This is a genomic window from Exiguobacterium sp. Helios (assembly GCF_014524545.1).
Classification (GTDB): domain Bacteria; phylum Bacillota; class Bacilli; order Exiguobacteriales; family Exiguobacteriaceae; genus Exiguobacterium_A.
Map to the genome: position 1 here is coordinate 1,693,843 of NZ_CP053557.1, position 25,156 is coordinate 1,718,998.

Sequence of the window (25,156 nt, forward strand, 5' to 3'; positions counted from 1 at the left end):
CAATCGATTTGATCGAAGACCTTGGCGTATTTTCAAAAGCGGGGTTTGTCATCTGCTCATGAAGGTCATGTCGTCAGGCAACGTAAGTCTTGTTAATAATGCGAGTTCTTCCTCCCGTTGTGTCGTATACGAACTGACGTCTTGAAGATCGGCATCGACATAAGCCGGGTGGACCATGATTTCGACCGAATCGCTATCGAGTGAACGCAGTTCCTGCCACAAGTCGAGATAAATTCCTTCGCCATAAAAACCGGTATACAGTGTGTCCGTCAACAGATAGTCCGTATGAGCGGCAAGCGTCGGGGCAAAACGGACAGGCACCCCGTAACGCCGGGCCAACTCTAACACGACTTCCTGCAACGGATTCCACCCGTGAATATGATGATGACTGTCGATATGATGCAATGGCAAACCGGTTGCTAAAAAAGCTTCGATTTGGGCGGTCCATTCCGTCAAGACGTCTTCTTGAGAAGGGGGGACCTGTTCCGCATATTGGTTGGTAAAGCGGAAGTGACCGGACGCGTCCGTTAATGTCGTGGTCGTCGTCGTCAATGGACGTCCGTAAGTCAAGACGAGGTGAATACCAACCTGTAACTGTGGAAAACGTTTTGCTTGTTGCACGGCATAGGGGACGGCCAGCCCGTTCATCATCAGCGTTGTCGCATGGACGATGCCCTGTTCGTGTGCCCGGACGATGCCGTCTGTCACACCGCGTGTCAAACCAAAATCATCGGCATTAATGAAAATGTTCATAAGACGTCACCCGCGGCATAGTGCCGTTCGATGACGAAGTTTGTCTTGTCACCTCTGAAATAAGACCGCGAATATTCAATCGGCTCACCGGCAGTGTTTTCAGCAACCGTTTCGATATAAAAACACGGCATGCCGAGTTCACAGTTTAAATGTTCACTGATTCGTTCGTCTGCCAACGTGATTTCAAGGGACTCAGTCGTTTTGGCGACGGAAATTGAAAAGGTTTCGCGGAGCGTCGTGTACAGGGAATGTTCCGCTTGTTTTTTCGTGATGCCAGGCGCAATGTGCCAGGGGATATAGGAGATTTCGTATTGCGTCGGTTCGTCATTGGCCCGGCGAATCCGTTCGATCCGTTGAATCGGATCATTGAGTTTGACATTTAACTTGGCGACGATTGCCGCGTTTGCCGGGACGACCGTCAAATCAACGGCGGCGACATGCCCCCGTTTGCCTTGGACAGCGAGCTGTTCGGTATAGGTGTCAGGTGTATCCGATAAGGTTTGGCGTACCTTTTGATCGGCGACGAACGTCCCTTTGCCTTGTTGCCGAATCAGGTACCCTTCGAGCGTCAATTGATTCAAGGCGGCCCGGACGGTCGTCCGGCTGACATCAAAATCTTCACAGAGCTCATATTCGGTCGGTAATTGTTGACCGGCTTGATAGAGTCCCGATTTAATACGTTCTAACAACTCTTCTTTGATATAGGAGTGTAACGATTGGTTGGTTTCCATGACGGACCTTCCTTCACGATTTTTCTTTTATTGTAGCGATAAAAGACAACTAAATGCAAATGTTATAACAAGTTACGAAAATTTGTATTAATACATTTGATATTTGTATTTACATTTGTTCTTTTTGTATGATACATTACAATCAAGAAAAAGAGGAAGCGGTTACAAAAAAAGAGGAGGTTTTTATCATGGGCATCAAAGTTGTCATCATCGGAGGTGGATCAAGCTATACACCTGAATTAATCGAAGGGTTCATCAAACGGTATGAATCCTTTCCGGTTTCTGAAATCGTCTTATGTGATATCGAATCCGGAACAGACAAGTTAGACATCATTACCCGGCTTGCAGAGCGGATGATTCACCGGTCCGGTTTGCCGATTCGTGTCAGTTCAACATTAAATCGCCTTCATGCCCTGGAAGGAGCAGACTTCGTATCGACACAAATCCGCGTCGGAGGGTTGCAGGCACGGGCACTCGATGAACAGATTCCTTTGAAACACGGTTTTATCGGTCAGGAAACGAATGGCGCAGGCGGGATTTTCAAAGCGTTCCGGACGATTCCCGTCCTGCTCGAACTGTCAAAAGAGATGCACGAAATCTGTCCCGATGCCTGGCTGATTAACTTTACGAATCCAGCCGGTATCGTGACGGAAGCGTTATTGAAGCACGGTCCCCACCAAAAAGTCATCGGTGTCTGCAACATACCGTTTAACATGCGGAACTCGACTGCCGAAGTCTTGCACGTCGATGTGGAACGCGTCTCGATCGAGTTTATCGGTTTAAACCATTTTGTCTTTGGTCGCCGGGTCTTTGTCGACGGAAGCGATCGAACGCAAGAGGTGATGCAGCGTCTAATGTCGAATCAGCTTGATTTTTCACCGGCGAATATCGTCAGCCTCGGTTGGTCCGACTCCTTCTTGCAAGCCGTCAACATGTTGCCGAATCCGTACCACCAGTACTATTTCCAAACCGCGGAGACGCTTAAGAAAGATATCGCTACCTACAACACGAACGGCACCCGGGCTGAGATTGTCCAGGAAGTCGAACGGACATTGTTCGAAGCCTATCAGGATGAACAGTTAGACGAAAAACCGGCTGAACTCGAATTACGCGGTGGCGCGTATTACAGTGATGCTGCCTGCTCTTTGATGGATTCGATTCACAACAATCGCGGAGACATCCAGACCGTCAATACATTAAACCGCGGGGCGATTTCCGACTTACCGGTTGATGCCGTCATCGAAGTCAACGCCGTCATTACGAAAGACGGTCCACTCCCGATTGCGGTCGGACCAATACCATTATCCGTCAAAGGATTGATTTTGCAGATGAAGCAGATGGAAGAATTGACGATTCAAGCCGCGTTAAGCGGATCCGTCAAAGATGCTTACTTAGCCTTTTTGATGAATCCATTGATTCAAGATGAAAAACGGGCGCAACCGTTACTCGAGGAGATGCTGCTTGCGCACGCAGCATGGTTACCACAATTTCAATCCAAGGAGGCGCAACGGACATGAATAAATTCATTGAAATCGCAGGAAGAATCGGGGCCCAACGCCATCTCGTCGCGATACGGGATGGATTCGTCGCCATTATGCCTCTGATCATCGTCGGGTCTCTCGCGATACTGATCAATAACTTCCCCGCCATCGGCAGTCTTGACTTCGTCGGTTGGATGAACGGGTTGTTTGGGGAAGGAAACTGGCAGGGGTTAGGGGGAAACATCTGGAACGGATCGTTTGCGATTTTAGGATTGCTGGTGGCTTTTTCGATCGCTTACAGCCTGGCTAAAAGTTACGATGTCGATCCGTTGTCGGCAGGGTTGATTTCCGTCGCCTCCTATATCATTCTCGTTCCGGTCACGAAAGACTGGGGACTCAGTTTTGCCTGGCTCGGCGCGCAAGGACTATTCGTCGCCATCATTCTTTCTCTTTTGACGACCGAGCTGTTTCGCATCTTACTGAAGACACGGTTGACGATCTCGATGCCGGATGGGGTTCCGGATGGTGTCGTCCGCTCGTTCCAGGCGTTGATTCCGGCCACATTGATTTTGATCCTCGTCGGAGGTTTCCAATTATTCATGACGCTTGCCATTGAGTCGAGTCTGTTTGAAGTCATCTTCAACAGTATTCAAAAACCGTTGCAAGGGTTCGGGGATACACTTCCGGCTGCAATCGCGATTGCCTTTTTAAATCATGTTCTCTGGTTCTTCGGTTTACATGGGACAAACATCATCGGAGCCGTCATCGAACCGATTTATCTGCCGTTGATTCAGCAGAACCTGGAAGCATTCCAAGCCGGGACTTCTGCTTACGATGTCCCGAATACGGTGACGAAACCTTTCCTCGACTCCTTCGTATTCATAGGGGGTTCCGGTACGACGCTTGCTCTTCTCTTTGCCATTTTCTTTGTCATCCGCGAACAGAAAAATCATCCGTACCGCGAAGTCGCCAAGTTATCGACACCCGCTGGATTATTCAACATCAACGAACCGGTGATTTTCGGCTTACCGATCGTCTTGAACCCGATCATGTTGATTCCATTCATCCTGGTGCCGGTCACATTAACGATCGTGTCCTATGTCGCGCTGTCGACCGGACTGGTGCCAAAAACCGTCGCGATTTTACCATGGACGACACCGCCTTTAATCAGCGGATATCTCGTAACAGGCGGGAGTTGGCGCGGAATCGCACTACAAGTCGTCAATTTGACGCTCGCGACAGCGATTTATGTCCCGTTCGTCGCAGCCGGCGTCCGGGCGATGAAAAAACAAACAGAAGGGAAGATGGCAAGCTGATGACAGAAGAACTGCAAATCCTATCATTTACGATGATTCTTCATGCAGGCAATGCCCGTTCGGCAGCAATGGAATCGATTCAGGCTGCTAAAAAAGGAGACCTTGCGTTAGCCCAATCTAAACTGGAAGAAGCCAATCAGGAAAGTCTGCAGGCGCATCGTGCCCAGACGACTTTACTGCAGGACGAAGCAAAAGGTCTTGAAACGCCGTTATCGATTCTGTTGATTCATGCCCAAGACCATTTGATGACGGCGATGACCGTCAGAGATCTAGCTGTCGAGATGGTTGAACTGTATACACGACTCACACGACTGGAGGAAAAATCATGAACATTTTACTCGTTTGCTCGGCCGGCATGTCGACGTCGATCTTAGTTCGGAAAATGCGTGAACAGGCGGTGATACAAGGACTTGATGTGACAATCGAAGCCATTCCCGAAAGTGAATTATCGCATCATCTGGATCAGACGGACGTGATTTTAATCGGACCACAAGTCCGGTATTTAGAAACAAAGATCCGTCAAGTAGCAGAACCAAAAGGGGTTCGGGTCGCGATCATCAATCAGATGGCCTATGGTCTGATGAAAGGGGACTTGGTCCTCGAACAGGCTCAATCCTTATTAACAGAAGCTTGATGAATTTACGCTAACAGGTAAAAACGGTTGATTCTGCCGATTTTACCTGTTAGCGTTTTTCTGTCTGAAAATTAATCGGTAAAGCGACGGAAACAGGAAAACTAGTAAACATGAAGAAGTAGTTAACATCGGAGACCGATGCCGCAGGACCATCGATGCAATTGATGATTAAAGGTCAATGGACATGGTCGTTCGCGGAGGGGAAGTGAGTTCGAGACGAAACTGAAAATGATTTGATTGAAGTAAGGGGCGACCAATGGACATCACAACACGGCTTTATATCGAACATATTGAACAGTGGCATAGTTGGTTGGAGAATCATCATTTAACGGAGACCGAAGTTTGGCTTATATTTGATAAAAAGGATGCAGAAAAATATCAGTTGGATTATATCGAAACCGTCGAAGAAGCTCTTTGTTTTGGTTGGATCGACGGGATTAAAAAAAGGGACGGGGACCTACTGCTTCAGCGATTTACGCCACGTCGGACAAACAGTCACTGGACTGAACTGAATAAAGAACGGGTCCGCCGACTGACAGCACTCGGAAAGATGCAGGAACAGGGGTTAAAGGTGACACCTGACTTGACGATACCGTTCGACATCGATCAATCCATTATCAGGGAACTGAAAAAAGATCCGGACACCTATCAATTTTTCCGGACGTTGCCGGAGCTCTACATCCGTGTCCGGATCAGTTATATCCAGGTCAGCAAGCGAGACAGCCCGGAGTATGAAAAACGTCTAGCAAAGTTTTTGGCGTATACGGCGCAACGTCGATTGTTCGGTCGCTATGACGATGGAGGAAAATTGACGGGGAACTATCAGGTGAAGTCGAGAAACTAAATTGACCGCTCGGTTAGGAGCAAATCATCGTCATCGGCGAACGATTACAAGCAAACTTCCTCGAGCGGGCGTTAACGACGAAACCGAAACAAGTCATCCATAAAAATTTGTCACAATCGAGTCAACACCATATTCTAAAGCAGGTATTTTGAGCGTCGACGTCTAAAGTATAGCTTTAGACGTACATAAGGAGTGAAATCAGATGTTCATGCATCATATTACCGATCAATTGAGCTTAAAATTAATCGAACGACAGGACGCCGACGAGCTGTATGCGTTGATCGACGCCAACCGGGACCACTTGCGGCAATGGCTCCGCTGGGTCGACGGGGCGACCGGACCCGACATCTACCGGAACGAAATCATTCCGGCCTGGTTGACGGACTATGCGAACGGCAACGGCTTTGCCTGCGGCATTTACTTCAAAGGTGAGCTCGTCGGGACGATTGCCTTACACGAAATCAATCAGATGTTACGGCAAACGTCGATCGGGTATTATTTGACCGGGAACGGGCGCGGCAAAGGATTGATGACACCTGTCGTCGCTTTTATCACAGACTATTGTTTTACGACATTACAACTGAACCGGGTCGTCATCGAATGTGCGGTCGGCAATACACGAAGCCGGAAGATACCGGAACGTTTAGGTTTTCAGCAGGAAGGAATCCTTCGTGATGCGGAGAAATTGTACGACGCGTATCATGATGTTGCGGTTTATGCGATGCTTGCACAGGACTGGTCCAATACCTTGGTGTCTGATCAACGCGTAAGCTACCGTTCAAACTGACGGGAAAGAGAAAGGAAGAGGGACGATGGTTAAATTTGAAAAAATGTCGGAAACGGCATACGCAGCGTATCTACCGGAAGCCATCAAAGAATATGCCGAGGAGAAGGTCAAGGCCGGAACATGGGCAGAAGTGGAAGCTGTTGACCGTTCGGCAGCTGAGTACGGGCAATTGTTGCCGGACGGGATTCATACAAAACAGCATTATCTGTTTTCGATTTTGGACGACATCGAACAGACAGACGTCGGCATGATCTGGTTTCAAGTAAGCGAATCGACGCACGGACGGACCGCCTTTATCTTCGACTTTAAAATCGATGACGTTCATCAAGGAAAAGGCTATGGCCGGCAAGCGATGGAGATGCTCGAACAGGTCGCCCGGAGGATGAACATCAAAAAAATCAAATTACACGTTTTTGCGCATAACACGCGTGCGATTCATCTCTATGAAACGACGGGATTTCTCACAACGGATTTACATATGACAAAAACGCTGAACTGACAACCAAACTCCTCTGCTGTCCCAATGGGATGACAGAGGAGTTTGGTTGTTTTCAGCGCCACGTTTGAAGCGTATTGGCGAACTGGATATCGGTTTCAAGTTCACCATGAATGTGGGTTGAGGTAAAGTCATTTCCGGCAAGCCAGTCTTTAAAATTGAACTCAACCGGCTCCTGATCGCCGCCGAGCGCAAACCAGACTTTCATGTCGGACGGGAAATAGGCCGATGTATGAATCGTCCCTGCCCAGTGACTGTACAGGTCGGAGAAAACTCCTTTATCGGAATCGTTCAACAGCCGGAACGCCGATTCCGCATCCTGAATCAAATGCTGATGCGTCTTCAGTTCCATCATCCGGCGTTTTGAATCGTCGAGATGAAACCGGTTTTCGTGTTGCAACAGATCAAAATGATTTGTACAGAGATTCGTCTCGCGGACTTCGATATCACGGGCTGTCGCTTCGATGACGAATGACCGGTTCGACCGGTCATGGACGACATAACTGAAAGATCCCCGGTGCGGCATCTCTTTGACGAGCGAAATCGCATCTTCGACCGACGTACATGTCTCGAGGATGATCCGTCCAATCATGAAACTGACGAAGCCGTCTCCCGGACGACGGCGGTTGATGAAGTTGTACCCCATCGCGAGACCATGTTCGTTCATTCCGTCCATTCGTCCGGTGACGCGGGACGCCGGTCCGATGATGGCGGAACCGCCGTCCATCGGTTGAAAGACGGAGAACCGTCCGTCGTACGTCATCGGATGATAATCATAATTGCGGACGAGGAAGTTATCGCCCGTCATGATCGAACAGCCGCTGCTCGGTCCTTCGACCCGGTAGTGACCAAAATGAAGCAGTGTATCGGCGAGCGATAATTCGAGTTCATCCTGTAACCCGAGCAACTCATCCCAAATATACGGGGCATAGCGGAGAAACATCTCTTTCGTTTCGACAGGGTCGACCTGAAAACGGGGAACCCGGATTTTCCAATTGTCTTCGCGGTTATGCAACAGTTGGTTGCGTTTGACGTAACGGCCCTGTTCGCGGCCGAAGTCATAGTGTGTTCCGCGGAACTGCGTGATTTCATTCGAGACAGACTGCACAGACTTCACTCCTTTTGTTTCTGTATGATTCTGATTATATCGAATCCGGTACCCGCTGTCGTAATCAAGGGCTCAGGACAACACATTGCTCACGCCAATCATGAAAAAACACTGAATAATTTGAACAAGTTACCGATAAAGGAGATGGAGGGATGAGAACATGAAAAATTTAACGGTACGTAAAAAGATTCAACTATTGATTGCGACAGCAATCATCGCCATGATTTTACTGGCAAGCGCCGGGCTTTATTTCCTGAATCAGATGTCAAAGGCATCGGAAGCGATGTATCAGGAAAATCTGTTGCCGGTCCAGGAAGTCGCTCAAATCCGGATTGATACCCGGGCGCTTGATTCATTTCTGGTCGAAATGATTCTAACGACGGATCCGAAGCGGATTGAAGAATTGGGAGGCGAAATTGATACACGTCAAGCGCAAATCCGGTCGTCTTTAGATACATACGAACGTACAGCCAAGATGACGGAACAATCAAGTAAGCAATTGGAAACATTAAAGGACAATGTACTGGCATATGATAATGGTATGAGTATGGTCCAAGACTTTGCGTCACGAAATGAAAATGAAGACGCGTATAAGAGTTATTCAGAAAACCTGGAGCAAGTTCGGGAGAACGTCGCGAACTCGGCAAAAAGTCTGATGAAGACGATGACGAAACAAGCGAAAGACATCAACGCGTTGAACCAGCAGGAACAACAAACTGCGTTCTACATCATGCTTGGTATTTTCGTCATCGCCCTGATGTTGTTTGCAGGTCTCGCCATTTACATCACACGTCTGATCACACAACCGATTCGTTCGTTGCAAGGGTGGATGAAGCAGTCGGGTGAAGGTGATTTAACGGTCCGAGGTGATTACGTCTCAAAAGACGAACTTGGTCAATTGACGACATCATTCAACACGATGACGGAGCAACTTCACCAGGTCATCATTGAGATGACGGATACATCAAAACACGTTGCGACAGCATCGGATGAGCTAAGCACGAATGCGGAAGCGACGACGAAAGCGACGGAAATGGTCGCCGTGACGATGGAAGAAATCGCGAGTGGTGCAAGCCAGCAATTGAACCAAGTCTCCGGTGCATCACGGACTGTTCAGGACTTAACGTCCGGCGTCAGTCAAGTCGCCGGTAACGCGCAACAGATGACAGATGCGACAGGTGACGCGATGGATAAAGTCACGCACGGCGGACAAGTCGTCCGGCAACTCGGTCAACAGATGGAGCGGATCAACACCGATTTCACGGAACTCGGTCAAGTCATCGTCGGTCTCGGAAACCGGTCGCAGGAAATCGGACAGATTACCGATTCGATCACGGGAATTGCCGCACAGACGAATCTGTTGGCACTGAACGCGGCGATCGAAGCGGCGCGTGCCGGTGAACAGGGACGCGGATTTGCGGTCGTTGCAGCGGAAGTCAAGACGCTTGCCGAGCAATCTGCTCTTGCGGCGAAGCAGATCGAGAGCTTGATCCAAGTTATCCGACAGGAAACAGAACAATCCGTTGTTTCGATGGAAAAGGTGACGACTGAGATGACGAACGGAATTCAAGTGGCCGGTGAAGCGAGTGCTTCATTCCAGGCGATCGAACGTTCGATTAGCGAAGTGACAGGGCAAGTCGAGGAAGTGTCCGGCGCTGTGCAGGAAATGGCAGCCGGAAGCGAACAGATTTCTGCGATCATGCGCGAGATTCAAGGCGTGACGGAAAGTACGGCCGCCGGAACGGAAAACATCTCGGCTTCGACGGAAGAACAGATGGCATCGATGCAGGAAATCTCGTCAGCGTCACAATCACTGGCGACGATGGCGGAAGATTTAAAACGATTGTCGAGCCGTTTTAACGTGTAATGAATCAAGCAGGTACCTAAAATAGGTACCTGTTTTTTTATGGAAAAAGCAGGGATTTTGAAAAAGGAACGATAATAAGTAGCAATAGAGAAAAGGAGGTTACGGATATGGGACCACATGAACTCATTGAATGGATTCTTTACGAGATATTCGGTTTGATTGTGCTTCCGATTGTAGTGTTCGGCTTAGTGAAGACGGGAAAAAAGCGTATGCTGGCTTTGATGACTGCAGGAGTGCTCTGTCTGATGTTCGGCAGTTTTTTAATGAATCAGCCGGATGAGGAAGACATCAAGGCGCAGATTCAGAAAAACGTGACAGTCGTCAAACCATATCTCGCGAAGGAATTTCCGGGCGAAAAGTGGACCATCTCGACCGTACCCTTTCAAAACGAACCGGATGCTGCGTATGAGTATAAGGTCAATCTCGAAGGACGTGTGGAATTGAGTGGATTTCACAATAAAAACGACACGCATGAATTCAAGCACTTAAAGCATGACTAGGATACAAATATTAAACAGTTAAGTATCAGTACATAACTTACAAATTTAAATACTGGAGGAATCCCCTATGCCTTTTCCAATACTAAAAACTGCACGACTGCAACTGATTGAAGTCACAGACGAACACGCGCCGGCCATCTTTTGCATTCTGTCGAACGAGGACGTCACCCGCTTTTACGGGATGGATTCGCTTCAGAAACAAGACGATGCTTTGAACATCATCGGTTCGTTTAAACACACCTTTGCCAGCCGGCAAGGCATCCGCTGGGGGATCGTCACCCGTGACAGTGGAACGTTCATCGGCACCATCGGACTGAATCATCTCAGTCTGTACAGTAAAAAGGCGGAAATCGGCTTTGAACTTGATCCGGCACACTGGCGGCGCGGCTACGCGGCGGAAGCGATTGAAGCTGTCTTGACATACGCGTTCGAGACACTCGGTTTGTACCGGATGGGGGCGGTGACCTTTGTAGAAAATGAAGCATCAGTCTAGCTGTTGACGCGAATCGGATTTGAAGAAGAAGGGGTGTTGCGTGGCTACCTGTTTCAAGGCGGAACGTCGCATGACGGACGGATCTTCTCATTATTAAAACCGGTCTATCAGGCGAGCCGGCAAGAACGTAAACAGGAAAACCGGGTATGAACATCAACCGGATGGATCATGTCAGCATTAACGTCTTGGACCTTGTAGAGGCAACACGTTTTTTCGTCAGCCTGGGATTCGTCGTCAAAGGTGAATGGGAGGCGTCCGGACCGCAACTCGACCGGGTGACGGGTCTGCATGAAGCGAAAACAACGTGTGTCGCACTCGGTATTCCGAATGGAGAGACCTGGCTTGAACTCGTTCACTATCAGTCACCGGTTGATTCTCATCCGTCATCTAACGAAGTCTACTCAAGGGGTCTTCGTCATCTTTGCCTCAACGTCGAGTCGCTTGACGAAATGATCCGGCTTGTAGAACAGCAGGGATATACAGCCATTCATCCGGTCAAACAGTTTGGAGAAACATACCGTCTTTGTTATGTGCGGGGACCGGATGGGATTTTACTGGAACTGGCTGAAACGATTCCAAAATAAAGGAGGGATTGGATGTTTCATAATCCAAAAGGCAGCACCCAAGTCTGGCTCAATGATCTTGGTGTTTGCTTATTCGTCCTGATTGGTCTGACGCTTGCGACGCATCCTGTCGTCATCACGGCATCGGGACGGTTGATGTACGATGAATCAATCTGGCTGAGTACCGAAGAAATGAAAAAATTCATCAATTTTTACTTCACTGTCTTTTTTGTCTACTTTTTGACAGTCAATCAGCTGTATCCGCGTTTTGTCCGGCGCCAGTCAAAAAAAGGATTGCATAACAAAAAGGTTATATAATAAAGTGGTTATATATAAATCGTCCGTCTGCAACTGTCGACTGACGATTTTCTTATTGTTTACTCTAAAAAAAGGAGGTCTTCCCATGACTCTAACCGTGACACCGGTCGATGAGATGAGTCAGTTCCTGAAATTGCTTAGTGATGGAACACGTCTTGAAATCCTGCGTCGTTTGGCAGTCCGCGAACATTGTGTCTGTGATTTTGTTGAACTGTTTGCCATTTCACAACCGGCCGTGAGCCGGCACTTAAAATTGTTACGGCAGGCGCATTTGATTTTGGAACGTCGTGAACGGCAGTGGACGTATTTTCGTCTCAATCCGGATCATCCCCGGTATGCATTGCTGCTGACCATCTTAACGACAACTCCTTTACCGGATGTTCAACGGAAACAGTGTTAAGTCAGAAATAAAGCGATTTTGAACATAACAGATTGGTTATGTACAGAAAAAGAAAAATTAACAGAGAAATGAAGTGAACGCATTGACCGGCACACATCTACTTGCGATCGGAATTTTCCTGATCACGTTATTCTTAATCATCAAACAACCAAAAGGTCTCGGCATCGGCTACTCCGCCATGGGGATGGCATTGATTGCCTTACTGACCGGCGTTGTGAACCTGGATGATGTCTCGACTGTCTGGGGTATCATCTGGAACGCGACATTTACCTTTATCGCTCTGATCATCATCTCGTTGATTTTAGACGAAATCGGCTTCTTCGAATGGGCGGCGCTTCATATGGCACGGATCGCCAAAGGCGGCGGTGTCAAACTGTTTGTCTATCTGACACTGCTTGGTGCCATTGTGGCGGCCTTGTTTGCGAATGACGGCGCAGCGTTGATTTTGACGCCGATCGTTCTCGCAATTGTCCGCTACTTAAAATTACCGGATTATGTCGTTTTGGCGTACGTCTTTGCTTCCGGCTTCATTGCGGACACGGCGAGTCTGCCGTTCGTCGTCTCAAACCTCGTCAATATCGTCTCGGCCGACTTCTTTGACATCGGCTTTACGGAATATGCGTCGCGTATGGTGTTCGTCAACGTCTTTTCCGTCATCGGCAGTCTGCTTGTGTTGTATTTGTACTTCCGCAAAAGTATTCCGAAGACCTATGATGTGACGCAACTCGTCGCCCCACATACAGCAATCAAGGATCAGCGGATGTTCAAGTTATCGTGGCTGGTACTCGTATTGCTTGTCGTCGGCTATTTCACAAGTGACTTGATCGGCATTCCGGTCAGTCTCGTTGCCGGTGTCATCGCCCTGTTCTTCCTCTTGATGGCACGTCGTTCACCAAGCGTACCGACGAAAAAAGTCATCGCCGGCGCACCGTGGGCGATCGTCTTCTTCTCGCTTGGGATGTATATCGTTGTCTATGGTCTGCAAAATGCTGGATTGACGCAAGTTCTCGCAGATGTCATCGACAGTTTTGCGACGACGATTGCCGGTGCGACATTCGGGATGGGCTTCCTTGCCGCTGTTCTGTCGTCGATCATGAACAATATGCCGACCGTGATGATTGATGCACTGGCGATCGATCTCAGTCAAACGACCGGAATCATCCGGGAAGCCTTGATTTATGCCAACGTCATCGGATCCGACTTAGGTCCAAAAATTACACCGATCGGAAGTTTGGCGACCTTACTCTGGTTGCACGTTTTGCGCTCAAAAGGTGTCAAGATCGGCTGGGGACAATACTTTAAAATCGGTACGATTCTGACGATTCCAACGCTTGCGATTACGTTGCTCGGATTGTACATCAGTTTGTTACTTTATTAATTTTCAGGAGGACACTTACATGAAATTGTTGATCATTGGTTCAGTTGCTGCCGGGACATCGGTTGGTGCAAAAGCACGTCGGAACAGTGAAGATTTACAGATTACGATTTATGACCGCGATCATGACATCTCCTATTCCGGTTGTGGAATTCCATACTTCGTCGGCGGGGAAATTGCCGACATCGACGAATTGACACCACGCGATGCGGCATTTTTCAAAAAACGCTATAACATCGACATCCATACGCGGCACGAAGTCGAATCGATTGATCACGCAACGAAGACGGCAACCATCGTTAATCTGGCGACCGGTGACAAGTTTACCGATACGTACGATACACTGGTGCTTGCGACCGGTGCGTCAAGCATCGTCCCACCGCTCCCGGGTGTTGATCACGACAACGTCTTTACGGTTCGCAATGTCCGGAATGCCGATGCGATCCGCTCGTACATCGAACAGCATGATCCAAAGACGGCAACGATCGTCGGTGGCGGCTTCATCGGTCTTGAAATGGCGGAGCAACTGACGTACCGCGGGATTCAGGTGACGCTCGTCGAACGCCTGCCGCAAGTCATGCCGCCGCTTGACCGCGATATGGCGGAGCGGGTTGCTGATCATTTAGAAGATAAAGGTGTCGAGTTGATGCTTGGTGAATCGGTGACGGCATTCAACGGGACGGAGCGTGTAACGGAAGTGGCGCTCGAGAGCGGCAAGTCGATTGCAACAGATCTCGTCATCCTGTCGGTCGGAGTGAAACCGAATACCGAACTCGCGAAACAGATTGGTGTTGAAATCGGGCAGACGGGTGCGATTGCCGTCAACCGGAAGATGCAGACGAGTCTGACCGATGTTTATGCCGTCGGCGACGTCGCGGAAAGTTTCTCCGTCATTACCGGAGAAGCGATTTACCGCCCACTTGGTTCGACCGCCAACAAAATGGGCCGGATTGCCGGGATGGTCATCACCGGGGAAGCAGCGGAACACCGAGGGATTCTTGGAACCGGCATCTTCAAAGCGTTTGATCTGACGGTCGCGCAGACCGGTTTGACGGAAAAAGAAGCGCGGGAAGCCGGATATGACATTGAAGTCCTCCATAATATTAAACCGGATCGTCCGGAATACATGGGCGGAAAAGAGATGGTCATCAAGGCGATTGCTGACCGGGCAACGGGCCGTGTCCTCGGGGCACAAATCGTTGGTCCGCAAGGGGTCGACAAACGGATTGATGTCCTCGCGACGGCGATTACATTCAAGGCAAAGGCGGAGGATCTGTTCCATCTCGATCTCGCCTATGCGCCACCGTTTGCGACGACAAAGGATCCGGTGCTCTATACCGGGATGGCACTCGACAATGCCATTAAAAAAACAGCCCGTTTGATGACACCAAATGAGTTGATCGAACAAGTCGCCGGCGGCAAGTCGTTCCAAATCATCGACACCCGTTCGAAAACACAGTTCGAAAAAAATCACGTCGACGGTGCGATTCATATTCCGCTCGGCGAGTTGCGGACACGGGCGAAAGAACTTGATGCGACGTTGCCGACAATCGTTTACTGCAACAAGGGGGTAACCGGGAACGCCGCGCAAAACGTGCTCAAGAACCTTGGGTTTACGGATGTCTGTAACTTATCCGGCGGCAACAAAAATTACCAACACTGCAAGAAATGTCTGGCGGACTGACGCAACTAAATAAGATACGCGAAAAGGAGTTCATCGATTCGGATGAACTCCTTTTTCATACGGTTAAGTTGATTGTTGCAAAATAAATGAGACCAAAATTGTTCCTTTTTGAAACTAATGGTGCTAGACTGTGGATATTCAAAACAGGACAGGATGTTGAGAAAGAAACAGTTCTCAACAGAAAGGTGGAAGAAATAAATGAAAATGAGTCTACGAGAACAGTGGTTCTCAAATATCAGAGGTGATGTGTTGGCAGGCATCGTCGTCGCCCTGGCGTTAATTCCGGAGGCGATTGCCTTTTCGATCATCGCCGGAGTCGATCCGATGGTCGGATTATACGCTTCGTTTTGTATCGCTGTCATCATTGCCTTTGTTGGTGGCCGGCCGGGGATGATTTCAGCAGCGACCGGTGCGATGGCCCTGTTGATGGTTCCGCTCGTCAAGGAGCACGGACTCGATTATCTGCTTGCTGCAACGATCTTAACCGGAGTCATTCAAATTCTCTTTGGGGTCTTCAAGATTGCACGGGTCATGAAATTCATTCCGCGTGCCGTCATGATCGGGTTCGTCAATGCACTGGCGATTCTGATTTTTATGGCCCAAGTCCCGCATTTCATCGGGATTTCCACGATGACGTACGTCTTCGTCGCCATTACGCTGGCGATTGTCTATCTGTTACCGCGTTTTCTTAAAACGATCCCGGCACCGCTGATCGCAATCATCGTGCTGACGATTGCGGCGATCTACTTGAATATTGATTTGCGGACGGTCGGTGATCTCGGAACGATTCAACGGTCATTACCGTCGTTTTTCTTACCGGACGTCCCGTTGAACATCGAGACGCTTCAAATCATTTTCCCGTACTCACTGGCACTCGCGATTGTCGGTTTGCTGGAATCATTGCTGACGGCGACGATCGTCGACGATATGACGGGCACGGAAAGCGAAAAAAACAAGGAAGCCCGCGGGCAGGGGATTGCGAACTTCATCACCGGTTTCTTCGGCGGAATGGCGGGTTGCGCGATGATCGGTCAATCGGTCATCAACGTCAAGTCAGGAGGACGTGGGCGGCTGTCGACACTTATCGCCGGGCTGTTCCTGATGTTTTTGATCATCGTCCTCGGAAACTGGGTCGTTCAAATTCCGATGCCGGTTCTTGTCGGAATCATGATCATGGTCTCAATTGGCACGTTTGACTGGTCGTCGTTTACGTATCTCCGTAAAGCTCCGAAAGCCGATGCCTTCGTGATGCTCGCGACAGTCAGCATCGTCGTTGCCACACATGATCTGTCAATCGGCGTCATGGCAGGTGTCGTGTTAAGTGCCCTGTTCTTTGTCGCCAAAGTCTCGAAAATCAAGATCAAGCAACAGATAACGTCCGGAAAAACGGTATATACCGTCAAAGGTCCGTTATTCTTCGCGTCGGTTGATCATTTCATCGCTTCGTTTGATTATGAGGGGACGAACCAACAAATCCGGATTGATTTCAGCAGCACCCAAATTTGGGATGATTCGGCCGTCGGAACGATTGACAAGGTGATGCTCCGCTTGATGGCGAATCAAAACAAAGTCGAACTGATTGGATTGAATCCGGAAAGTAAGAAACTGATTGATCGGTTGGCGGTTCATCAGGATCCGATCCCGAAAATTTCCACACATTGAGTTAAGGGGGAACGGTTATGTATCAACATATCTTATTAGCCGTCGACGGTTCGGACCATTCCGTCCGGGCGGCGGAAGAAGCAATTAAGATTGCCCAGCTCAGTCCGGACAGTCAGGTGGAAGTCGTTTTCGTCGCCGATTTTGGAAAAATTAAAGACGATGTCCTGCATACGGAAGGAACGGCAGGGCTTGAAGTGGCCCGCAGAAAAAGACTGGCACCGGTCGAAGAAAAGCTCGAAGCAGCGGATGTCTCCTATTACGTGACGATTCTTCGCGGTGAGCCGGGTCCGACAATTGTGGATCACGCCAATCAAAAGCAGGTCGATTTAACGATTATCGGCAGCCGGGGGTTAAACAGTCTGTAGGAGATGATGCTCGGTAGTGTCAGTCATAAGATTGCCAAACGCGTCAAAGGTCCGGTTTTGATTGTGAAGTGACGAGTGAATCTTTTTCTGAAATCGCACATTAAAATGATTTATGTGTCTTGACCCAGGGGATAGTCAAAAAAAGAGGGGGTCATTCTAATGAAGAAGACATATTTGGTACCGGTTCTTGGTCTTGCCCTGTTTGCCGCAGGATGCGGCAATTCGGACAATCAGGAAACTGAAAAAGTCGAGGAAACGACAACGACAAATGATAATTCGATGACGGATGACAGCACGATGAACGACGATACGTCAGGTACACAAGATCAGGATACAGTGACGGACAATGCCGACAAAGATTACGGATTCGTCAGTCTGTCAGTCGAGGCAGATACTTCGGACATGATGGACGCCGTCGACATTAGTTATGACCGTGATAACGACGGGACGGAAGCCGATTACAAGATGAACGGTGAGCAGGCGCAAGGCAATGAAGCGATGAAGACGCTGGATGCCAAGCTCGACGAACTGAACCTTGATGCCGATACGTCAAATGATGACGCGATTGCTCAAGTCGAGAAAGTCTTTGGCATCAATGACGCGACCCGTCTTGAAATCGAGATCGAGTTTGCCGATGGTACAGAAAAAGAATTTAAGAAGTAAAAAAAAGAGGTGCCAAGCGGCGCCTCTTTTTCTTTTCTCTCCATGATATGATGAGAACGTATTGTAAAACATTTCAATCGGGGGTTTTGAATGATGGAAATCACAAGCGGTACGACGGAAGATGGGCAATGGATCCGGGAGCAACTGATTGCTTATAACCGACAACACGTTCCGGCAACGCTCTTTACGGAAACGGAATCATATTGCTTTTTGGCATGGGATGAAGACGAGCAACTCCTCGGCGGTGTTACGGCAAGTTATGTGTGGAATCATCTGCAGGTGCACTTTTTGTGGGTCGACCCGGAAAACCGAATCGGCGGTACCGGAAAACAGCTGATGGCAAAAATCGAATCGATTGCCGAAGAAAAATCATGCAGTAAGATCTTGCTTGATACGTTCAGCTTTCAGGCACCGGGCTTTTATGAAAAACTCGGATTCGAGGAATACGGTCGTCTGCCCGATCATCCGGCGGAAGGACAGACCCAGTACTTTTTCGTAAAGCATTTATGAGTGTTTAGCGTTGGTAATGATAGACCCAGGCCGCCATATAGGAAAGCGTTCCTGCTGTTAAGACGAGCGCAATGGCGTAAAATGAAAAGTTTGGAAAAATCGACATCAGCGGAACATCAAATAAAAAGCAAATCATTAGAGCGGGTAAAGTAATTAAAAAAGTCACATAGGCGGCGCGTGTTGCCTTTCCTGTGATCACTTCTTCCCGTTCATCTTGATCAGAAAACTCTGTAGTCGACGACGACCACTTGGAAAAAGAACTCTTCTTATCTGTTCGCATCCAGTAGCCGGTGACCGAAAGACCAATTGCGATCAGTATGACAGGAAGAATAATGGAAAGGTCCAGTGTCAGATTGAAGCCGGTTCCTTTGACCGGATCATTTTGAAAAACATTTAGTTGATCGTGAATAGAACTAATGAAAACAGCTGCCAGAAAATACATACAAATGTTTAAACACGATTGAATGATGACACGTTTCATTCCGATTCCTCCTCCAAGTAGAAAATCGATTCGACCGGACGCTCGAACACCCGTGCAATCTGCATCGCAAGCAACAGAGATGGGGTGTAACTGCCTTTTTCAAGCGAAATGATGGTTTGACGTGTAACACCGATCATCTGAGCAAATTGTTCCTGCGTCCATCCGTTGCTGCTGCGCAACGATTTAACCCGGTTCGTCAGCTTCATCACAGTTTCTCCTTCATTAATTGATACTTGAATTGTAAAGTGTGTTTTACTTTTTGTAAAGTCTGTTTTACATTTAAACGAAAAACATACTGTTACTTTTTTGAGACTCTTTATCAAAAATCATCGAACCTCTTGAATTATCGGAATATTCAACCGATAAACGGGTAACTTAGACAAAACGATGACGGTTGGCTTAAAGAGAGAAAGGAGGCGCCGACATGATGCCGGAATTGTTACCTGACGAGCGTGAACTCGAGCGAAGGATTCGAATCGTCCATTTGCTACGTAAACTCGGGAAATCCGACGAAGCCATCGCCAAATCATTATATGTTTCCACCGAATGGGTCCAGTCGATCTTTGATGAAGACGACTGGCAACATATGCAATCATCCTAAGGAACGACGAACAGAGTGTCGGATGACGCTCTGTTTTTTTTGTTTGCTTATGTTAAAGAGTAGGCGGTCGAATTGTTTTTCGGTACACTGAGAAGGAAATCACTGGAAAGAAGGGATCAACATGCCACGAATCGCTGTCGTCGGTGCCGGTCTGACCGGCTTGTACACCGCTTCGCGTCTGCAGGAAAGGGGAGATGAGGTCACGATTTTTGAAGCACGTGACCGGATCGGCGGCCGGGTCCTGACGAAAACGGTGACGCTTAAAGATCAGTCCTATGCGTTTGATCTCGGACCGACCTGGTATTGGCCGGAAACAGAACGGTTGATGACGACGCTGATTGAGAGTCTGCAACTGCCGGTCCTTGTTCAGGCGATCGAAGGGACGATGATGCTCGAACGGTCACCGGGGCAAGTCGAACAACACCGGTTACCGGACGGTCAAACGGTTTTATCGCACAGACTGGTAAACGGAATGCACAGCGTGACGGAGGCGCTGGCGGAACGGCTGCATCCCGGAACGATTCAACTGGCGCACCGTGTGACGGCGATTGAGGCAACGGATCAGGTTGAACTGACGATGGAGCAGAGTGGGAGCCGAATCCGGCAAACGTTTGATCACGTTATCGTGACACTCCCGCCGCGACTCAGCGGACTGATCCAATGGCGTCCCGCTTTACCAGAATCCGTGCACGATCAACTGAGGACAACACCAACCTGGATGGCCGGGCAAGCGAAGGTGGTCGCCGTGTACGATACCCCATTTTGGCGGCAAAGCGGTCGATCCGGTTTCGCCATCAGCTGGTCCGGTGTGCTGCAGGAAATCCATGATGCGTCACCGCCGACCGGCCCCGGAGCCCTATTCGGATTTTTCCGCCTGACGGCAACGGAGCGTGCAACGCTTGGAGAAACAGCAGTAAAGCGGCAGGTCATCGAACAGTTGATCCGTTTATTCGGAGAGGAAGCCGGTCATCCGATTGCCGTTTTGTATCAGGATTGGGCAAAGGAACCGGAGACGGCAGTGAAAGCAGATGCTGAACCGTTAACCGATTTTCCGGACTATCGACCGATTCGACTGGAAGATGCGTTGCAGGACAAGGTCACGCTGCTTGGAACGGAAAGTGATCCTACGTTCGGCGGCCATTTAGAAGGGACGTTACAATCGGTCGAGCGATGGTTAACAACGTATATGAGGGAGGATGAATCATGAATACAAACGAACCGACATTTCACCGGGCATTCGGTACATACGGCATCTATTATAATGAAGGAAAACTGCTCGTCATTCATAAGCAGGGTGGACCGTACACGTACCGGTATGATTTGCCGGGTGGGAGTCTGGAAGATTTCGAGACGTTGCCGGACGCGCTGGACCGTGAATTCCAAGAGGAAACCGGGCTGACGGTCCGTTCCAAACAGTTGCTTGGAACGTTTGAATTTTTCCTTCAGTCCGACTGGCACCGGGCGTCGCATCTGCATCATATCGGCGTATTTTTCCGCGTGTTAGAAGCAGTTGGGGAACGGTCTGTACCAAAGACATTTGACGGGCAGGATTCGACCGGTTCGTCCTGGGTCAGCCGGACGGACGTCGAAGCGTCGAACGCGTCACCGCTTGTCTTAAAAGCCTTCGACTATTTGAAAAATCCGGAAACGGATAAACTGACCCGAGTACAGGACTGGATTGTCCGGCAGGAGGCGATTCCATGTACCGGCATGTAATTTGGGATTTTGACGGGACGCTGTTTGATACCTATCCGGTCATGGCTACTGTCTTGCAGGAGACGTTACGCAGGCAGGGACAGAATGTTGCGATTGAGTCGATTTTTGAAGCGATGAAAATCTCGGCGAAAACGGCCTATGAAAAGTATGGCCTTGATGCGGACACGATTTCACAGTTCAAAGAACAAAAAGCACAGGCAGAACTTAAATCGGCTCAACCGTTTACCGACATATCGCAGCTCTGCCGCTCCATTCAAAAACATGACGGACACAACTACATCCTGACGCATCGCGGAGCATCGACGTTTAAACTGTTACAGGCGAACGGATTGACCGGGGTCTTCCGGGATGTAGTGACGGCCGAGCGGGGATTTGCCCGAAAGCCGGATCCGGCCGCAATTCAGTATCTGATGAAACACTATCAGATGGAACCAGCTGAAACCATCATGATTGGTGACCGAGAACTTGACGTACTATCGGGACATCAAGCTGGAATTGACTCCTGCCTGATTGCGGACATGCCGGCGGATCAAACTGTCGCAACGTATGTTGTTTCCGATCTGAAAAATCTGGCTAATCTGCTTGTTTGACAATCACAATTCAAAAAAGGCCCGAACGGACACGAATTCCTTTAAGAATACGTAACACGTGCGGGCCTTTTGTCATGATGTTTTTTCTTCAGCCGTCAGATCAGCCGGCTGTTGTTCCCGCCAGACGAACGTCAGGGCGATGCCGATGGCAAGCATGACGGTCGCGAAATAAAACGGATAGTTGAGATCGACGTCAAACAGGATCCCACCGATGATTGGTCCGAGAATATTTCCGATACTCGTAAACATCGAGTTCATTCCGCCGACGAAACCTTGTTCGTTTCCGGCAATCTTCGACAGATACGTCGTGACGGCAGGGCGCATCAAGTCAAAGCCGACGAAGACGACCATCGTCACGAGAATAATCGCAAGGTAACTCGTTACGTAGGTCATGACGAGGACGAGCAGGGTCGAACCAATCAGGCTGTAGCGGATCAGACGAATCTCACCGAACCAGCGCGTCAGTCGCTCAAATAACCCGACCTGGACGATGACACCGACGATTGCTCCGAGTGAAATCGCGAGCGCGATATCTTTTGCCGTGAAGCCAAACTTCCGGTCGACGAACAGGGCAAACAGTGACTCAAACGACGCGAGTCCGAATGAAGAAATCAGCAGCACCATAAAAGCGATGAAGTAGAGCGGTGAAAAGACTTTCCGGAAACCGGTCTTCTGCTGGGGAATCGTTGTCTGTTCATAATGCCGTTCCGGTTCGCGTAATGTAAAGACGGACAAGATCATTGCCGTGAGTCCAAATGCGGCGGCAAAGAAAAACGGCATCCGCGTTCCGATGTCGGCCAGGAAACCGCCGATGCCCGGTCCGATGATGAATCCGGTCGAAATCGCCGCCGACATATAGCCGAGGGCTTTCGGACGGGTTTCGTTTGTCGTAATATCAGCGATGAACGCCGTGACGGCCGGCATGATGAAGGCGGCACTGACACCGCCCAAAATCCGCGACGCAAATAAGACTTCGACCGATTGACCAAGACCAAACAGCAGTTCCGACATGCTGAAGATGAACAGACCGATGATGATCATCGGCTTGCGGCCGTACTTGTCGACGGCCCGGCCGGCGAGCGGAGATAATACAAGCTGGGCAAAGGCGAATGCCGAGACCATGTAACCGACGGTCGAACCGGAAATGTTCAGCTCGTTCATGATGGTCGGCGTGACGGGAATGACAAGACCAATCCCTAGAAAGGCGATAAACAGGTTAAGCAACAGGGTGCCTAAGATCAATTTGTTGTTTTGCATGGTGAATTCCTCTGTTTCTGTAGTTTAAATCATCAGCGGACAAGTCCGCGCCAAAAAATCGGCCAAACGGCGGTGAAACGCCGTTCATACGCGGCGACGCCATTGAACACGAACTCGGTCATCGTCCCTTCCGTCACCGTCAAATAGGCGAGGGCGGCACTGGCATAATCATCCGAATATAAAATCTGTTCCGTCCGATTGCGTTCCCGTAACAAACGCGTCAAATGGCGTTGCATCGTATCAAAAAACGGATTAATCAAATCCGTCACTTCCCGTTCGAGTTTGACGGGCGGAAAATAAGCAATCCGTAAAATGAACTTCAGCTGATCATTTTGGGTGCTCTCCTCGAGGAACCAGTCAAAAAAACCTTTCAGACTCTGCTCGAGTGACAGATGACGGGTCGAGATAAAGTACGTGGCGAGATGCGTTTTTTGTGTGTCGAGGGCGTAACGCATCGCTGTCAAAAATAAATCATCTTTTCCGCGGTAATGCGCGTAAATCGATGGTTTCTTGATGCCGACGTCCTGCGCGATCTCCTGTAAGGACGCTCCTTCATAACCATGCTGGGCAAAGTGCCGCAGGGCCGTTTGTAATAATAATGAAGCTTTCATTTCGTCACCTTCCTAACGGTCGTTAGTTAACAGCCTAACAGATTTAAAACGATTGTCAAACAAAAAAGCCGAAGGTCGCTAGGACCTTCGGCTGCAAACATTTAATTATTTGTTGGCGATACGACCGCGTGAAGCAACACGTGAACCTGTGATGCCGGCGATTGATGTCACGATCATCGTTAAGATGAGAGCGACGAAGCCCCAGATTGAAACTTTAGATGCTGTTTGTGTCGCTTGTTCTGTTTGAACACGAACATCTTCAACTGTTTTCTTGAGATCAGCTGATGTTTCATCAAGTGTTTGTTTTGCGTTTTCGATTTGTTTGCTTGTTTCGCTTGTTGCCTGGTTTAAACCGTCAACGATATTTTTCGTTGCTTTGTCAGCCTCTGCTTGTGAAAGGTCTGTGTTTTGAGCAACGGCTTCAGCGATTTTATCTTCATCGACTGATTTTTGGATTTTTTCTGAACGTGCTGTCAATTTGTCACCGAGATCGCTGACGATTTTGTCGAAGTCATCCGGTTTTGTTAAAACGTCTTTACCGGCTGCTGTTGCGTCATCTTTGACGGCATCGAGCTGCCCTTGCAAGTAGTTCGGTTGTAATTCCGGAATGTCTGTATCTTTCAGAATCTCATCGACATTTCCTTCAAGTTCTTTTGTATCGACGTTTGAGACGTTATCCGTCACTGAGCTGAATCCTTTTGAGACAGCGTCTGATGTTGTGCTGGCGATGGCGCCGACACCTTGACCTGCTGCACCACCGACTGTACCAAGCACAGAACCGACTGTTTGGAACGTGTTGATTGTCGTGAATGTCAACAAAGCGAACAAGAGAATGACACTTGTCGACCATGTGAGGAACCCGTGAACGAGTCCGGCACGCGATGATGTCACACCGGAAACGAAGCCGGCGACGAACAATGAGATCAAGAGTGAGAGAATCGCCCAGATGGCTAACCCGATGCCGACGCCGTCAAACGGTTTATCGGACGTGACGTCCGTGACACCAAAGCCGATGGCTGAACCGATTAAACTGAATGTAATTAAAAGTGCGAAAAATGATACGACTCCGGCGATGATTGAGCTCCAGGAAATGTTTCGACCTGCACCATCTGCTTCCGGTCGCAAGTACGACGAGAAACCTTTTCTTGTTTTTTCCATAAAAATCCACTACCTCTCCACTTACGATTTTACGTACATCACTTGACTTCAAGAAACTTTGATTTGAACTGTTTAAACTTGAGATGTTGATGTGCATAGCTCTTATATTGCCGCTATCCGGACAAAAGAAACCTAGTATCAAAAGTACTCCTTTTAGAAACTGTAATCCGATTATTCTGATAATTAATCGAA

Annotated in this window: 32 protein-coding genes and 1 pseudogene; 25 read left to right on the top strand and 8 right to left on the bottom strand. The window is 48.9% G+C overall.

Going from position 1 to position 25,156, the window contains the following annotated elements; translation table 11 throughout:
• Positions 1 to 48: 48 nt before the first annotated feature.
• Positions 49 to 753: a chitin disaccharide deacetylase gene (gene chbG / locus HNY42_RS08810; protein ID WP_131972815.1), complete on the bottom strand. Its 705-nt coding sequence runs from the start codon at positions 751 to 753 to the stop codon at positions 49 to 51.
• Complete coding sequence (locus HNY42_RS08815) at positions 750 to 1,484, bottom strand: GntR family transcriptional regulator (protein ID WP_188004259.1); 735 nt, start codon at positions 1,482 to 1,484, stop codon at positions 750 to 752. Before HNY42_RS08815 ends, chbG begins: the two co-directional genes overlap by 4 nt.
• 188 nt (positions 1,485 to 1,672) lie before the next feature.
• On the opposite strand from HNY42_RS08815, the gene HNY42_RS08820 reads away from it, so the two are divergent.
• The 8 genes from HNY42_RS08820 (at position 1,673) to HNY42_RS08855 (ending at position 7,045) form a co-directional block, all read left to right on the top strand.
• Positions 1,673 to 3,001 carry a 6-phospho-beta-glucosidase gene (locus HNY42_RS08820; protein WP_223146464.1) on the top strand — a complete coding sequence of 443 codons (1,329 nt, stop codon included), beginning with the start codon at positions 1,673 to 1,675 and terminating at the stop codon, positions 2,999 to 3,001.
• On the top strand, positions 2,998 to 4,281 hold the full coding sequence (locus HNY42_RS08825; RefSeq protein ID WP_188004260.1) for a PTS sugar transporter subunit IIC: 1,284 nt from the start codon (positions 2,998 to 3,000) through the stop codon (positions 4,279 to 4,281). Before HNY42_RS08820 ends, HNY42_RS08825 begins: the two co-directional genes overlap by 4 nt.
• Positions 4,281 to 4,610: a PTS sugar transporter subunit IIA gene (locus HNY42_RS08830; protein ID WP_131504079.1), complete on the top strand. Its 330-nt coding sequence runs from the start codon at positions 4,281 to 4,283 to the stop codon at positions 4,608 to 4,610. Before HNY42_RS08825 ends, HNY42_RS08830 begins: the two co-directional genes overlap by 1 nt.
• Positions 4,607 to 4,915 carry a PTS sugar transporter subunit IIB gene (locus tag HNY42_RS08835; protein ID WP_188004261.1) on the top strand — a complete coding sequence of 103 codons (309 nt, stop codon included), beginning with the start codon at positions 4,607 to 4,609 and terminating at the stop codon, positions 4,913 to 4,915. The genes HNY42_RS08830 and HNY42_RS08835 overlap by 4 nt, the downstream gene beginning before the upstream one ends.
• Positions 4,916 to 5,171: 256 nt before the next feature.
• A complete protein-coding gene (locus HNY42_RS08840; protein ID WP_131972811.1) occupies positions 5,172 to 5,759 on the top strand; it encodes a YdeI/OmpD-associated family protein in 588 nt (195 codons plus the stop codon).
• 26 nt (positions 5,760 to 5,785) lie between these two features.
• On the top strand, positions 5,786 to 5,911 hold the full coding sequence (locus HNY42_RS16380) for a VLRF1 family aeRF1-type release factor (protein WP_370528999.1): 126 nt from the start codon (positions 5,786 to 5,788) through the stop codon (positions 5,909 to 5,911).
• A gap of 50 nt (positions 5,912 to 5,961) precedes the next feature.
• The gene (locus HNY42_RS08850; protein ID WP_188004262.1) at positions 5,962 to 6,546 is read left to right on the top strand and encodes a GNAT family N-acetyltransferase; all 585 of its coding nucleotides are present in this window, start codon (positions 5,962 to 5,964) and stop codon (positions 6,544 to 6,546) included.
• A 25-nt stretch (positions 6,547 to 6,571) separates the two neighbouring features.
• Positions 6,572 to 7,045 carry a GNAT family N-acetyltransferase gene (locus HNY42_RS08855; protein ID WP_131504082.1) on the top strand — a complete coding sequence of 158 codons (474 nt, stop codon included), beginning with the start codon at positions 6,572 to 6,574 and terminating at the stop codon, positions 7,043 to 7,045.
• 52 nt (positions 7,046 to 7,097) lie between these two features.
• On the opposite strand, the gene HNY42_RS08860 is transcribed toward HNY42_RS08855, so the two are convergent.
• Positions 7,098 to 8,150: a C45 family autoproteolytic acyltransferase/hydrolase gene (locus HNY42_RS08860; RefSeq protein WP_188004263.1), complete on the bottom strand. Its 1,053-nt coding sequence runs from the start codon at positions 8,148 to 8,150 to the stop codon at positions 7,098 to 7,100.
• Between the two features lie 160 nt (positions 8,151 to 8,310).
• Between HNY42_RS08860 and HNY42_RS08865 the strand changes: the two genes are divergently transcribed.
• From HNY42_RS08865 to HNY42_RS08920, 13 genes and pseudogenes are all read left to right on the top strand, one after another.
• Positions 8,311 to 10,017: a methyl-accepting chemotaxis protein gene (locus tag HNY42_RS08865; RefSeq protein WP_188004264.1), complete on the top strand. Its 1,707-nt coding sequence runs from the start codon at positions 8,311 to 8,313 to the stop codon at positions 10,015 to 10,017.
• A 107-nt stretch (positions 10,018 to 10,124) separates the two neighbouring features.
• A complete protein-coding gene (locus HNY42_RS08870; RefSeq protein WP_131504085.1) occupies positions 10,125 to 10,517 on the top strand; it encodes a hypothetical protein in 393 nt (130 codons plus the stop codon).
• 67 nt (positions 10,518 to 10,584) lie between these two features.
• A complete protein-coding gene (locus HNY42_RS08875; protein WP_255508288.1) occupies positions 10,585 to 11,010 on the top strand; it encodes a GNAT family N-acetyltransferase in 426 nt (141 codons plus the stop codon).
• Between the two features lie 3 nt (positions 11,011 to 11,013).
• Positions 11,014 to 11,160, top strand: coding sequence for a hypothetical protein (locus HNY42_RS16245; protein ID WP_255508289.1), 147 nt, complete (start codon positions 11,014 to 11,016; stop codon positions 11,158 to 11,160).
• The gene (locus HNY42_RS08880) at positions 11,157 to 11,594 is read left to right on the top strand and encodes a VOC family protein (protein WP_188004265.1); all 438 of its coding nucleotides are present in this window, start codon (positions 11,157 to 11,159) and stop codon (positions 11,592 to 11,594) included. Before HNY42_RS16245 ends, HNY42_RS08880 begins: the two co-directional genes overlap by 4 nt.
• 12 nt (positions 11,595 to 11,606) lie before the next feature.
• Positions 11,607 to 11,891 (top strand): hypothetical protein, encoded by a 285-nt coding sequence (locus tag HNY42_RS08885; RefSeq protein WP_188004266.1) that lies wholly within the window; start codon positions 11,607 to 11,609, stop codon positions 11,889 to 11,891.
• Positions 11,892 to 11,976: 85 nt separating this feature from the next.
• Positions 11,977 to 12,291, top strand: a complete 315-nt coding sequence (locus HNY42_RS08890; protein WP_131504088.1) for an ArsR/SmtB family transcription factor — start codon at positions 11,977 to 11,979, stop codon at positions 12,289 to 12,291.
• Positions 12,292 to 12,364: 73 nt separating this feature from the next.
• Positions 12,365 to 13,669 (top strand): arsenic transporter, encoded by a 1,305-nt coding sequence (locus tag HNY42_RS08895; RefSeq protein WP_131504089.1) that lies wholly within the window; start codon positions 12,365 to 12,367, stop codon positions 13,667 to 13,669.
• Between the two features lie 19 nt (positions 13,670 to 13,688).
• Positions 13,689 to 15,350: an FAD-dependent oxidoreductase gene (locus tag HNY42_RS08900; RefSeq protein ID WP_188004267.1), complete on the top strand. Its 1,662-nt coding sequence runs from the start codon at positions 13,689 to 13,691 to the stop codon at positions 15,348 to 15,350.
• 198 nt (positions 15,351 to 15,548) lie between these two features.
• Positions 15,549 to 17,012 carry a SulP family inorganic anion transporter gene (locus HNY42_RS08905; protein WP_188004268.1) on the top strand — a complete coding sequence of 488 codons (1,464 nt, stop codon included), beginning with the start codon at positions 15,549 to 15,551 and terminating at the stop codon, positions 17,010 to 17,012.
• A 17-nt stretch (positions 17,013 to 17,029) separates the two neighbouring features.
• Positions 17,030 to 17,449, top strand: a pseudogene (locus HNY42_RS08910) (universal stress protein).
• Positions 17,450 to 17,536: 87 nt separating this feature from the next.
• Positions 17,537 to 18,040, top strand: coding sequence for a YusW family protein (locus HNY42_RS08915; RefSeq protein ID WP_012370314.1), 504 nt, complete (start codon positions 17,537 to 17,539; stop codon positions 18,038 to 18,040).
• A gap of 90 nt (positions 18,041 to 18,130) precedes the next feature.
• Complete coding sequence (locus tag HNY42_RS08920; RefSeq protein ID WP_114595898.1) at positions 18,131 to 18,550, top strand: GNAT family N-acetyltransferase; 420 nt, start codon at positions 18,131 to 18,133, stop codon at positions 18,548 to 18,550.
• A 4-nt stretch (positions 18,551 to 18,554) separates the two neighbouring features.
• On the opposite strand, the gene HNY42_RS08925 is transcribed toward HNY42_RS08920, so the two are convergent.
• Both HNY42_RS08925 and HNY42_RS08930 read right to left on the bottom strand, forming a co-directional pair.
• Positions 18,555 to 19,031 carry a hypothetical protein gene (locus tag HNY42_RS08925; RefSeq protein WP_188004269.1) on the bottom strand — a complete coding sequence of 159 codons (477 nt, stop codon included), beginning with the start codon at positions 19,029 to 19,031 and terminating at the stop codon, positions 18,555 to 18,557.
• Entirely contained in the window at positions 19,028 to 19,237 is a 210-nt protein-coding gene (locus tag HNY42_RS08930; protein ID WP_014970328.1) for a helix-turn-helix transcriptional regulator, read from the bottom strand. Before HNY42_RS08930 ends, HNY42_RS08925 begins: the two co-directional genes overlap by 4 nt.
• 218 nt (positions 19,238 to 19,455) lie before the next feature.
• Between HNY42_RS08930 and HNY42_RS08935 the strand changes: the two genes are divergently transcribed.
• The 4 genes from HNY42_RS08935 (at position 19,456) to HNY42_RS08950 (ending at position 21,938) form a co-directional block, all read left to right on the top strand.
• Complete coding sequence (locus HNY42_RS08935) at positions 19,456 to 19,632, top strand: hypothetical protein (RefSeq protein ID WP_012370320.1); 177 nt, start codon at positions 19,456 to 19,458, stop codon at positions 19,630 to 19,632.
• 121 nt (positions 19,633 to 19,753) lie between these two features.
• Complete coding sequence (locus tag HNY42_RS08940; RefSeq protein ID WP_188004270.1) at positions 19,754 to 20,839, top strand: flavin monoamine oxidase family protein; 1,086 nt, start codon at positions 19,754 to 19,756, stop codon at positions 20,837 to 20,839.
• Positions 20,836 to 21,348, top strand: coding sequence for an NUDIX hydrolase (locus HNY42_RS08945; protein WP_188004271.1), 513 nt, complete (start codon positions 20,836 to 20,838; stop codon positions 21,346 to 21,348). The genes HNY42_RS08940 and HNY42_RS08945 overlap by 4 nt, the downstream gene beginning before the upstream one ends.
• Positions 21,333 to 21,938: an HAD-IA family hydrolase gene (locus HNY42_RS08950; RefSeq protein WP_188004272.1), complete on the top strand. Its 606-nt coding sequence runs from the start codon at positions 21,333 to 21,335 to the stop codon at positions 21,936 to 21,938. Before HNY42_RS08945 ends, HNY42_RS08950 begins: the two co-directional genes overlap by 16 nt.
• A 72-nt stretch (positions 21,939 to 22,010) precedes the next feature.
• Here HNY42_RS08950 and HNY42_RS08955 read toward each other — a convergent pair whose 3' ends face one another.
• The 3 genes from HNY42_RS08955 to HNY42_RS08965 form a co-directional block, all read right to left on the bottom strand.
• Positions 22,011 to 23,195, bottom strand: a complete 1,185-nt coding sequence (locus HNY42_RS08955) for an MFS transporter (RefSeq protein ID WP_131504099.1) — start codon at positions 23,193 to 23,195, stop codon at positions 22,011 to 22,013.
• 32 nt (positions 23,196 to 23,227) lie between these two features.
• The gene (locus HNY42_RS08960; RefSeq protein ID WP_012370324.1) at positions 23,228 to 23,806 is read right to left on the bottom strand and encodes a TetR/AcrR family transcriptional regulator; all 579 of its coding nucleotides are present in this window, start codon (positions 23,804 to 23,806) and stop codon (positions 23,228 to 23,230) included.
• A 105-nt stretch (positions 23,807 to 23,911) separates the two neighbouring features.
• On the bottom strand, positions 23,912 to 24,964 hold the full coding sequence (locus HNY42_RS08965) for a YrzE family protein (RefSeq protein ID WP_188004273.1): 1,053 nt from the start codon (positions 24,962 to 24,964) through the stop codon (positions 23,912 to 23,914).
• Positions 24,965 to 25,156 lie beyond the last annotated feature (192 nt).

What these genes read in the sequence shown, in the direction of transcription:
- HNY42_RS08840 (WP_131972811.1), top strand. Translation starts at nt 5,172, where the DNA reads ATGGACATCACAACACGGCTTTATATCGAACATATTGAACAGTGGCAT.
- HNY42_RS08890 (WP_131504088.1), top strand. Translation starts at nt 11,977, where the DNA reads ATGACTCTAACCGTGACACCGGTCGATGAGATGAGTCAGTTCCTGAAA.
- HNY42_RS08885 (WP_188004266.1), top strand. Translation starts at nt 11,607, where the DNA reads ATGTTTCATAATCCAAAAGGCAGCACCCAAGTCTGGCTCAATGATCTT.
- HNY42_RS08955 (WP_131504099.1), bottom strand. Translation starts at nt 23,195, where the DNA reads ATGCAAAACAACAAATTGATCTTAGGCACCCTGTTGCTTAACCTGTTT.
- HNY42_RS08920 (WP_114595898.1), top strand. Translation starts at nt 18,131, where the DNA reads ATGATGGAAATCACAAGCGGTACGACGGAAGATGGGCAATGGATCCGG.
- HNY42_RS08820 (WP_223146464.1), top strand. Translation starts at nt 1,673, where the DNA reads ATGGGCATCAAAGTTGTCATCATCGGAGGTGGATCAAGCTATACACCT.
- HNY42_RS08945 (WP_188004271.1), top strand. Translation starts at nt 20,836, where the DNA reads ATGAATACAAACGAACCGACATTTCACCGGGCATTCGGTACATACGGC.
- HNY42_RS08915 (WP_012370314.1), top strand. Translation starts at nt 17,537, where the DNA reads ATGAAGAAGACATATTTGGTACCGGTTCTTGGTCTTGCCCTGTTTGCC.
- chbG (WP_131972815.1), bottom strand. Translation starts at nt 753, where the DNA reads ATGAACATTTTCATTAATGCCGATGATTTTGGTTTGACACGCGGTGTG.
- HNY42_RS08855 (WP_131504082.1), top strand. Translation starts at nt 6,572, where the DNA reads ATGGTTAAATTTGAAAAAATGTCGGAAACGGCATACGCAGCGTATCTA.
- HNY42_RS08950 (WP_188004272.1), top strand. Translation starts at nt 21,333, where the DNA reads ATGTACCGGCATGTAATTTGGGATTTTGACGGGACGCTGTTTGATACC.
- HNY42_RS08825 (WP_188004260.1), top strand. Translation starts at nt 2,998, where the DNA reads ATGAATAAATTCATTGAAATCGCAGGAAGAATCGGGGCCCAACGCCAT.
- HNY42_RS08815 (WP_188004259.1), bottom strand. Translation starts at nt 1,484, where the DNA reads ATGGAAACCAACCAATCGTTACACTCCTATATCAAAGAAGAGTTGTTA.
- HNY42_RS08835 (WP_188004261.1), top strand. Translation starts at nt 4,607, where the DNA reads ATGAACATTTTACTCGTTTGCTCGGCCGGCATGTCGACGTCGATCTTA.
- HNY42_RS08830 (WP_131504079.1), top strand. Translation starts at nt 4,281, where the DNA reads ATGACAGAAGAACTGCAAATCCTATCATTTACGATGATTCTTCATGCA.
- HNY42_RS08865 (WP_188004264.1), top strand. Translation starts at nt 8,311, where the DNA reads ATGAAAAATTTAACGGTACGTAAAAAGATTCAACTATTGATTGCGACA.
- HNY42_RS08925 (WP_188004269.1), bottom strand. Translation starts at nt 19,031, where the DNA reads ATGAAACGTGTCATCATTCAATCGTGTTTAAACATTTGTATGTATTTT.
- HNY42_RS08900 (WP_188004267.1), top strand. Translation starts at nt 13,689, where the DNA reads ATGAAATTGTTGATCATTGGTTCAGTTGCTGCCGGGACATCGGTTGGT.
- HNY42_RS08870 (WP_131504085.1), top strand. Translation starts at nt 10,125, where the DNA reads ATGGGACCACATGAACTCATTGAATGGATTCTTTACGAGATATTCGGT.
- HNY42_RS08935 (WP_012370320.1), top strand. Translation starts at nt 19,456, where the DNA reads ATGATGCCGGAATTGTTACCTGACGAGCGTGAACTCGAGCGAAGGATT.
- HNY42_RS08905 (WP_188004268.1), top strand. Translation starts at nt 15,549, where the DNA reads ATGAAAATGAGTCTACGAGAACAGTGGTTCTCAAATATCAGAGGTGAT.
- HNY42_RS08965 (WP_188004273.1), bottom strand. Translation starts at nt 24,964, where the DNA reads ATGGAAAAAACAAGAAAAGGTTTCTCGTCGTACTTGCGACCGGAAGCA.
- HNY42_RS08930 (WP_014970328.1), bottom strand. Translation starts at nt 19,237, where the DNA reads ATGAAGCTGACGAACCGGGTTAAATCGTTGCGCAGCAGCAACGGATGG.
- HNY42_RS08850 (WP_188004262.1), top strand. Translation starts at nt 5,962, where the DNA reads ATGTTCATGCATCATATTACCGATCAATTGAGCTTAAAATTAATCGAA.
- HNY42_RS08940 (WP_188004270.1), top strand. Translation starts at nt 19,754, where the DNA reads ATGCCACGAATCGCTGTCGTCGGTGCCGGTCTGACCGGCTTGTACACC.
- HNY42_RS08960 (WP_012370324.1), bottom strand. Translation starts at nt 23,806, where the DNA reads ATGAAAGCTTCATTATTATTACAAACGGCCCTGCGGCACTTTGCCCAG.
- HNY42_RS08880 (WP_188004265.1), top strand. Translation starts at nt 11,157, where the DNA reads ATGAACATCAACCGGATGGATCATGTCAGCATTAACGTCTTGGACCTT.
- HNY42_RS08875 (WP_255508288.1), top strand. Translation starts at nt 10,585, where the DNA reads ATGCCTTTTCCAATACTAAAAACTGCACGACTGCAACTGATTGAAGTC.